The organism is Pseudochrobactrum sp. AO18b, assembly GCF_000409565.1.
GTDB lineage: Bacteria > Pseudomonadota > Alphaproteobacteria > Rhizobiales > Rhizobiaceae > Pseudochrobactrum > Pseudochrobactrum saccharolyticum.
Window position 1 is genome coordinate 1 of the sequence record NZ_ANNO01000186.1, and the last position, 6905, is coordinate 6905.

The window sequence follows — 6905 nt, forward strand, 5'->3', positions numbered from 1 at the left end:
CATGCCAGCCGGTTGCATGAATGGCTTCCAGCAAAGCTGTAACGGCCGCTTTATCTGTGAATTTCCAGATGGCGAAAAACTGCTGCTGTGCCGGATGAAGTTGAGACGGATCGGTCTGGCCAAAGGCTAGTGGCTCAATACCAAATTCAGACAGGCTGCCCATGCCTGCGCCAATGCTGGCGAAAAAATCCTGACGTTGCTCGGGTGACAGGGCAAGCCATGCCGCTTTAGGGCTGTATAATTCTGCAAGATAATGGGTCATATCAGTCTCATTTACGGGGAGGATTATTTATTGAGTGTCCGCAAGGCGCGTTTGCAAATGCGGGCGGTAGAAGGTGAAGTGCTTTCCTGAAGCCAGCGGTCGCAAAGGGCGCGTACCCAGTCCGGTGTGGTTTTGGAGGCATCATTGAGCCAGTTGGCGACAGAATCCTGCACATAAATTTCCGGATCACTGCGCAGTGCTTCAAGGATAGGGAGTGCCAGTTCCGGCTGGGTTTTCAGCAGGTTAAAATGGGCGCACCATACGCCACGCGGACGGATGGCCTCGCAGGCATAGCGCCGGATTTTATAGGACGGATCATTCGTCCAAGGCTGCAACAGGCTGAAACTCAGTTCCGGTTGCGCGATCAGATCATTGCGCAGTGCCAGCCATGCCCATTCGCGCACGCCAAAATGAGGATCATCAGCAAGCGGGCGGATCAGTTCCAGTTTCTCTTGCAGGGAAGAGTACTGTTGAGCGATGAAATAACAGGCCCAGCCGCGAATTGTATCTGATTGATGGATGGTCAGATCACTCAGTTTGATAGTTCCATGAGTGTGTAATAATTGTGCTGCCAGTGCCATACTGGCGGTGATACCAGCTGTAGTGCCACTGAGTTGTTGATGCAATTCTGTCGGAATATCCGGAAAAACAGTCTGCATCAGCAGGGCAAAATCAATGGCAAGGCATTCCGTCAGTACAGTGGTTTGAGCGGTGCCGCTATTCAGTTCGGCCAGCCGTTCCGGTGTGATGTCGCTCATGCGGCGGACAGATTTAACGGGCGCTTTGGTCATGGTCTGTCGGCTCCTGTGCCGCTGTCCAGATTTTACCCAGTAAGGTACTGAGCATTTGTTTCTCTTGTTCATTCAGCGGCGCCATCAGAGAGGCGATCCATTGTGAATGATCGCTCACCAGCGATGTTGCGGTCTGTTTTCCCTTGCCCGTCAGAGTCACGATAATAGAGCGGCGGTCTGTCCGGCTGTGATTGCGAATGAGAAAACCATCGCGTTCCAGCCCGTCGAGCAGGCCGGTTAAAGTGGCGCGGGTGATTCCGGCACGCTCCGCCAAAAGATGGGGTGCCAGACCTTCCGGCTTCTGCTGCAACAAAAACAGAATCACAAAACGGCTCTCGGAGAGCTGATAAGGGGCGAGGCGTTGTGCGCAGCTCTGGTCGATCATTTTCGCCGCGCTCAGCAGTTCAAAGCACAAGCGCATATTCTGATAATGGCTGTTTTCCGGTGTTTCCGCACCAAGAAGCGCGCGATGTTTGATTTCCAAAATATCCATATGGCAACATATAGTATGGTGCCTAATTACATGTCAAGTTAATGCAGATGATGTAATTTTGTCGCAGATGATAAATTCTGTGACGGTTTCGTTTCTGAGCCACTTGCGTGTGGCGTGGCTTTTATATAGCTTCGTCAGTGGGCCACTTCTCCCCAACGGGAAGCGTGCTATCTGAAAGGGTAGATACAAAATGACGACTTTTCCAAAGCCAGACATCCGTCCGGCTAATGCACAATTTTCTTCAGGTCCTTGCACCAAGCGTCCGGGCTGGACATTGGAAGCGCTTACAGATGCACCGCTCGGCCGGTCGCACCGCGCTAAACTTGGCAAGACAAAGCTCAAAGCAGCGATTGACCTGACCCGTGAAATTCTTGCAATTCCAGCAGATTACCGCATCGGCATTGTACCGGCATCGGATACCGGTGCGATGGAAATGGCTTTGTGGTCACTGCTTGGTGAGCGCGGCGTTGATATGGTCGCGTGGGAAAGCTTCGGTGCCGGTTGGGTCACCGATGTTGTAAAACAGCTTCAACTCAAAGATGTCCGCACATTTGATGCGCCTTATGGTGAAATCGTTGATTTCGCTAAAGTGGATTTCGACCGTGATGTGGTTTTCACATGGAACGGTACGACTTCCGGCGTTCGTGTGCCGAGTGCAGATTTCATTCCGGCAGACCGTAAAGGCCTGACCATTTGCGATGCTACCTCTTCGGCTTTTGCGCAGGATATGGATTACAGCAAGCTCGATGTCGTTACTTTCTCATGGCAGAAAGTACTCGGCGGTGAGGGCGCGCATGGTATGCTGATCCTTTCCCCGCGCGCAGTAGAGCGCCTTGAAAGCTATAAGCCTCAATGGCCGCTGCCGAAAATCTTCCGTATGACCAAAGGCGGCAAGCTGATTGAAGGTATCTTCACCGGCGAAACCATCAACACACCTTCGATGCTCTGCGTTGAAGATTATCTGGATGCGCTGCAATGGGCGCAGTCGATTGGTGGTCTTCAGGGTCTGATGGCGCGTGCGAATAAGAATTTTGCCGTGCTCAATGATTTTGTTGAAAAGAGCGACTGGCTTGCCAATCTGGCTATTGTGCCGGAAACGCGTTCCAATACCTCTGTTTGCCTGTCGATCAAAGATGCACAGGTTGCAGCACTGCCGGCAGATGCTCAGGCTGCTTTTGCCAAAGCGATTGTGGCTCTGCTGGAAAAAGAAGGCGTGGCCTTTGATATCGGTGCCTATCGCGATGCACCGTCGGGGCTGCGTATCTGGACCGGTGCAACGGTTGAAACATCAGACCTGCAGGCATTGCTGCCATGGCTCGACTGGGCATTCCAGACGCAAAAAGCGCAGCTTTCCTAAGATCATTCATACGGCCGCAAGGCTATGAAAATTGTTAGAGCGTGATGTCTTTAGCTGAATAGTTATCCCGCTCTAATCTTTTGATTGCGCATGATCTTATCCGAAAACCGGTTTCCACTTTTCGGGATCATGCTGAGTACCCGCTGCAACTGTGTTGGGACTGTTGCGGCACACCACCCTTATTTTCTGCTATCACACAATTACGGAGGCCGTTATGGCACCTCGCGTTCTCGTTTCGGATAAATTGTCGCCAACTGCAGTGCAGATCTTTAAAGATCGCGGCGTTGAAGTGGATTATTTGCCGGATCTCGGAAAAGACAAAGAAAAACTGCTCGAAGTTATCGGCCAATATGATGGTCTGGCGATCCGTTCCGCTACCAAAGTGACCGATAAGCTGATTGCAGCAGCAAAAAACCTTAAAGTGGTTGGCCGCGCCGGTATCGGTGTGGATAATGTGGATATTCCGGCTGCCTCGCGCCGCGGTATCATCGTGATGAATACGCCTTTTGGTAATTCGATCACCACTGCGGAACATGCGATTGCGCTGATGTTTGCTGTTGCCCGCCAACTGCCGGAAGCTGACCAGTCAACCCGCGCCGGTAAGTGGGAAAAGAACCGCTTCATGGGTGTGGAAATTACCGGTAAGACGCTCGGTGTCATCGGTTGCGGTAATATCGGTTCGATTGTTGCAACCCGCGCCATTGGCCTCAAAATGCATGTGGTGGCTTTCGATCCGTTCCTCTCCGAAGGTCGTGCGGAAGAGCTGGGCGTTGAGAAGGTCGAACTGGACGATCTGCTGGCACGCGCTGATTTCATCAGCCTGCATACGCCGATGACCGATAAGACCCGCAATATCATTAATGCTGAAAACATCGCCAAGATGAAAGACGGCGTGCGCATTATCAATTGTGCCCGTGGAGGTCTGATTGTTGAAGCTGATCTGGTTGCAGCCCTGAAATCGGGCAAAGTTGCCGGTGCCGGTATTGACGTGTTTGAAGTAGAACCGGCAACAGAATCCGAATTGTTTAATTTGCCGAATGTGGTCTGTACCCCGCATCTTGGTGCTTCGACCTCGGAAGCGCAGGAAAATGTGGCGCTGCAGGTTGCCGAGCAGATGGCTGACTATCTGATCAAAGGTGCTGTGACCAATGCGATCAACATGCCGTCGATCACTGCGGAAGAAGCACCGCGCCTTAAGCCGTTTGTAAAACTGGCTGAGGTTCTGGGTGCCTTTATCGGTCAGGTGACGGATGAGCCTATTCAGGAAGTGGAAATCCTGTTTGATGGTTCCACTGCGGCTATGAATACCCGCGCTTTGATGAGTGCGGCGCTGGCCGGTCTGATCCGCCCGCAGGTCTCCGATGTCAACATGGTATCGGCACCGGTAATGGTGAAAGAACGCGGTATTATCGTATCAGAAGTGAAGCGCGATAAATCCGGCGTGTTCGACGGTTACATCAAGATCACTGTGCGCACGACAACCCGCACCCGCTCAATTGCCGGCACCTGCTTCTCCGATGGCAAGCCGCGCTTTATCCAGATCAAAGGTATTAATCTGGATGCTGAAGTTGGTCAGCATATGCTTTATACGACCAATAATGACACGCCGGGCATGATCGGCTGGCTGGGTACAGTTTGCGGTAATCACGGCGTGAATATTGCAAACTTCTCGCTTGGTCGTGAGCGTATGGGCGGCGATGCGATTGCGCTTCTCTATCTGGATGAGCGTATTCCGGATGCGGTTCTTGATGTGCTGCGTGCCAATGAAGCCATTGTGCAGGCGCGTCCGCTGGTCTTTGATATCGCTGCGGATTGATTAAGGCGTTAAGCCCGATTATCTAAAATGAACAGGCATCCCGGAAAGCGTTTTGTGCTTTTCGGGATGTGCTTTATCAACTGACGGGAAATTGACGAGACATTCCGTCATATGAATAAAGGCAATGATTATGTCTGAGAATAAAGCGCCGCTGACTGCTGACTGGCGGCTGATGCAGTCATCCGACTTGTCGGAAGTGCATGATATGAGCTGCATAGTGCATCCGGATTTTCCTGAGGATCCTGCTATTTTTGCTGACCGGCTGAGTGTCTTTGCTGCCGGTGCTTTTGTGTTGCAGGGTGACAAACAATTGCTCGGTTATAGTTTCAGCCATCCGTGGACGCGTTTTTCCGCACCGGCGCTGAACACGCTTTTACATCAGGTTCCGGAAGGCGCCGACAGTTTCTATATGCATGATGTGGCATTGCTGCCGCAGGCACGTGCATTCGGTGCCGCACGCAAGCTGGTGACACTGCTCGTGGAGACAGCCGAAGCGCATGGTTTCGACTCACTGTCGCTGGTGGCCGTGAACGGATCGCAGCCCTATTGGGAAAAACAGGGATTCTCCGTGCAGGATGTGCCGCATTTGCAGGAAAAACTGCTCAGTTACTCTGAAGATGCCCGTTTCATGATGCGCAATCTGGCAAAATAAGCCAGTTTTTGCAGGAAGAGGTACGATTTCCGGCAATCGGGAGTCGCACTTTTTGTTGTGACGCTGTATAGAAGCTCACGTTCTGTAAAAAATACGGGCTTGCATAAGCACGCGTTTTAGAAAGAGCGGGCCTAAAGCGGCATGTGTCACAGGCTCGATTCAAATTCCAAACAAGCTGTACATTCTGTACTGAGGAGTTTTCTTCATGGCTAATGTGATCGTCGTCGGCTCGCAATGGGGCGACGAAGGTAAAGGTAAGATCGTTGACTGGTTGTCGGAACGCGCTGATGTAATCGTGCGTTATCAGGGCGGCCACAATGCCGGTCATACTCTGGTGATTGACGGTGTAAGCTACAAGCTCGCACTGCTCCCTTCAGGCCTCGTACGCGGCAAACTTTCCGTTATTGGTAACGGCGTTGTCGTCGACCCGCATCATTTTGTGACAGAAGTTGAAAAGCTGCGCGCACAGGGCGTTGAAGTGACCCCTGAAGTTCTGCGCATTGCTGAAAATGCTCCTCTGATCCTGTCTCTGCACCGCGAACTGGATGCGATCCGTGAAGATGGTTCTGCCGGTCTGAAAATCGGCACCACCAAGCGTGGTATCGGCCCTGCATACGAAGATAAGGTTGGCCGCCGTGCCATCCGTGTGATTGATCTGGCTGAGCCGGAAAGCCTGCGTCCGAAAATCGAACGCCTGCTGACCCACCATAATGCGCTGCGTCGCGGTATGGGACTGGCTGAAATTTCCGTCGACAGCATCCATAATGAACTGACAGAAGTTGCTGACAAGATCCTGCCTTATGTGGATCAGGTCTGGAAGATTCTCGACGACAAGCGCAAAGCCGGTGCCCGTATTCTGTTTGAAGGTGCGCAGGGTGCGCTGCTCGATAACGACCACGGGACTTACCCGTTTGTGACTTCGTCCAATACTGTTGCCGGTCAGGCAGCGGCCGGTTCGGGTCTTGGCCCGACAGCAATCGGTTATGTGCTGGGCATTACCAAGGCTTACACCACCCGCGTTGGTGAAGGCCCGTTCCCTTGCGAGCTGGATGATGCAATCGGTGAACATCTCTCGACCGTTGGTCGTGAAGTTGGCGTTAATACCGGGCGCTCCCGCCGTTGCGGCTGGTTTGATGCGGTTCTGGTTAAGCAGACTGTGCGCACCTCCGGTATTACCGGTATTGCACTGACCAAGCTGGACGTTCTTGACGGTCTGGACGAAATCAAAGTTTGCGTTGCTTACGAGCTGGACGGCAAACGCATTGATTATCTGCCAGCCTCGATGGATGCACAGGCACGCGTCAAGCCGATCTATGAAACACTGGAAGGCTGGAAAGATACCACTGCCGGTGCCCGTTCGTGGAACGAACTGCCTGCACAGGCTGTGAAATATGTTCGTTATATTGAAGAGCTGATCGGTACGCCGGTTTCCATGCTCTCCACCAGCCCTGAGCGTGACGATACAATTCTGGTAACAGATCCGTTTCAGGACTAAAATTTCTGAAATCAGTGATTTGAAAAAGGCGGGGGTTTG

General features: G+C 52.3%; 7 protein-coding genes. 4 read left to right on the forward strand and 3 right to left on the reverse strand.

What is annotated here, in order from left to right; translation table 11 throughout:
• The 3 genes from A918_RS0107925 to A918_RS0107935 all read right to left on the reverse strand — a co-directional run.
• Positions 1 to 262, reverse strand: a 262-nt coding sequence (locus A918_RS0107925; RefSeq protein WP_022710543.1) for a DUF6616 family protein, incomplete at its 3' end; no start/stop codon positions are given.
• Positions 263 to 285: 23 nt separating this feature from the next.
• The gene (locus A918_RS0107930; protein ID WP_022710544.1) at positions 286 to 1053 is read right to left on the reverse strand and encodes a DNA alkylation repair protein; all 768 of its coding nucleotides are present in this window, start codon (positions 1051 to 1053) and stop codon (positions 286 to 288) included.
• Positions 1034 to 1546, reverse strand: a complete 513-nt coding sequence (locus tag A918_RS0107935; protein WP_022710545.1) for a MarR family winged helix-turn-helix transcriptional regulator — start codon at positions 1544 to 1546, stop codon at positions 1034 to 1036. The genes A918_RS0107930 and A918_RS0107935 overlap by 20 nt, the downstream gene beginning before the upstream one ends.
• A 190-nt stretch (positions 1547 to 1736) precedes the next feature.
• Here A918_RS0107935 and A918_RS0107940 point away from each other — a divergent pair, with 190 nt between their 5' ends.
• From A918_RS0107940 to A918_RS0107955, 4 genes are all read left to right on the forward strand, one after another.
• The gene (locus A918_RS0107940) at positions 1737 to 2903 is read left to right on the forward strand and encodes a phosphoserine transaminase (protein WP_022710546.1); all 1167 of its coding nucleotides are present in this window, start codon (positions 1737 to 1739) and stop codon (positions 2901 to 2903) included.
• A 214-nt stretch (positions 2904 to 3117) separates the two neighbouring features.
• The gene (gene serA / locus A918_RS0107945) at positions 3118 to 4719 is read left to right on the forward strand and encodes a phosphoglycerate dehydrogenase (protein ID WP_022710547.1); all 1602 of its coding nucleotides are present in this window, start codon (positions 3118 to 3120) and stop codon (positions 4717 to 4719) included.
• A 130-nt stretch (positions 4720 to 4849) separates the two neighbouring features.
• Entirely contained in the window at positions 4850 to 5371 is a 522-nt protein-coding gene (locus A918_RS0107950) for a GNAT family N-acetyltransferase (protein ID WP_022710548.1), read from the forward strand.
• Positions 5372 to 5576: 205 nt separating this feature from the next.
• Complete coding sequence (locus A918_RS0107955; RefSeq protein WP_022710549.1) at positions 5577 to 6866, forward strand: adenylosuccinate synthase; 1290 nt, start codon at positions 5577 to 5579, stop codon at positions 6864 to 6866.
• Positions 6867 to 6905 lie beyond the last annotated feature (39 nt).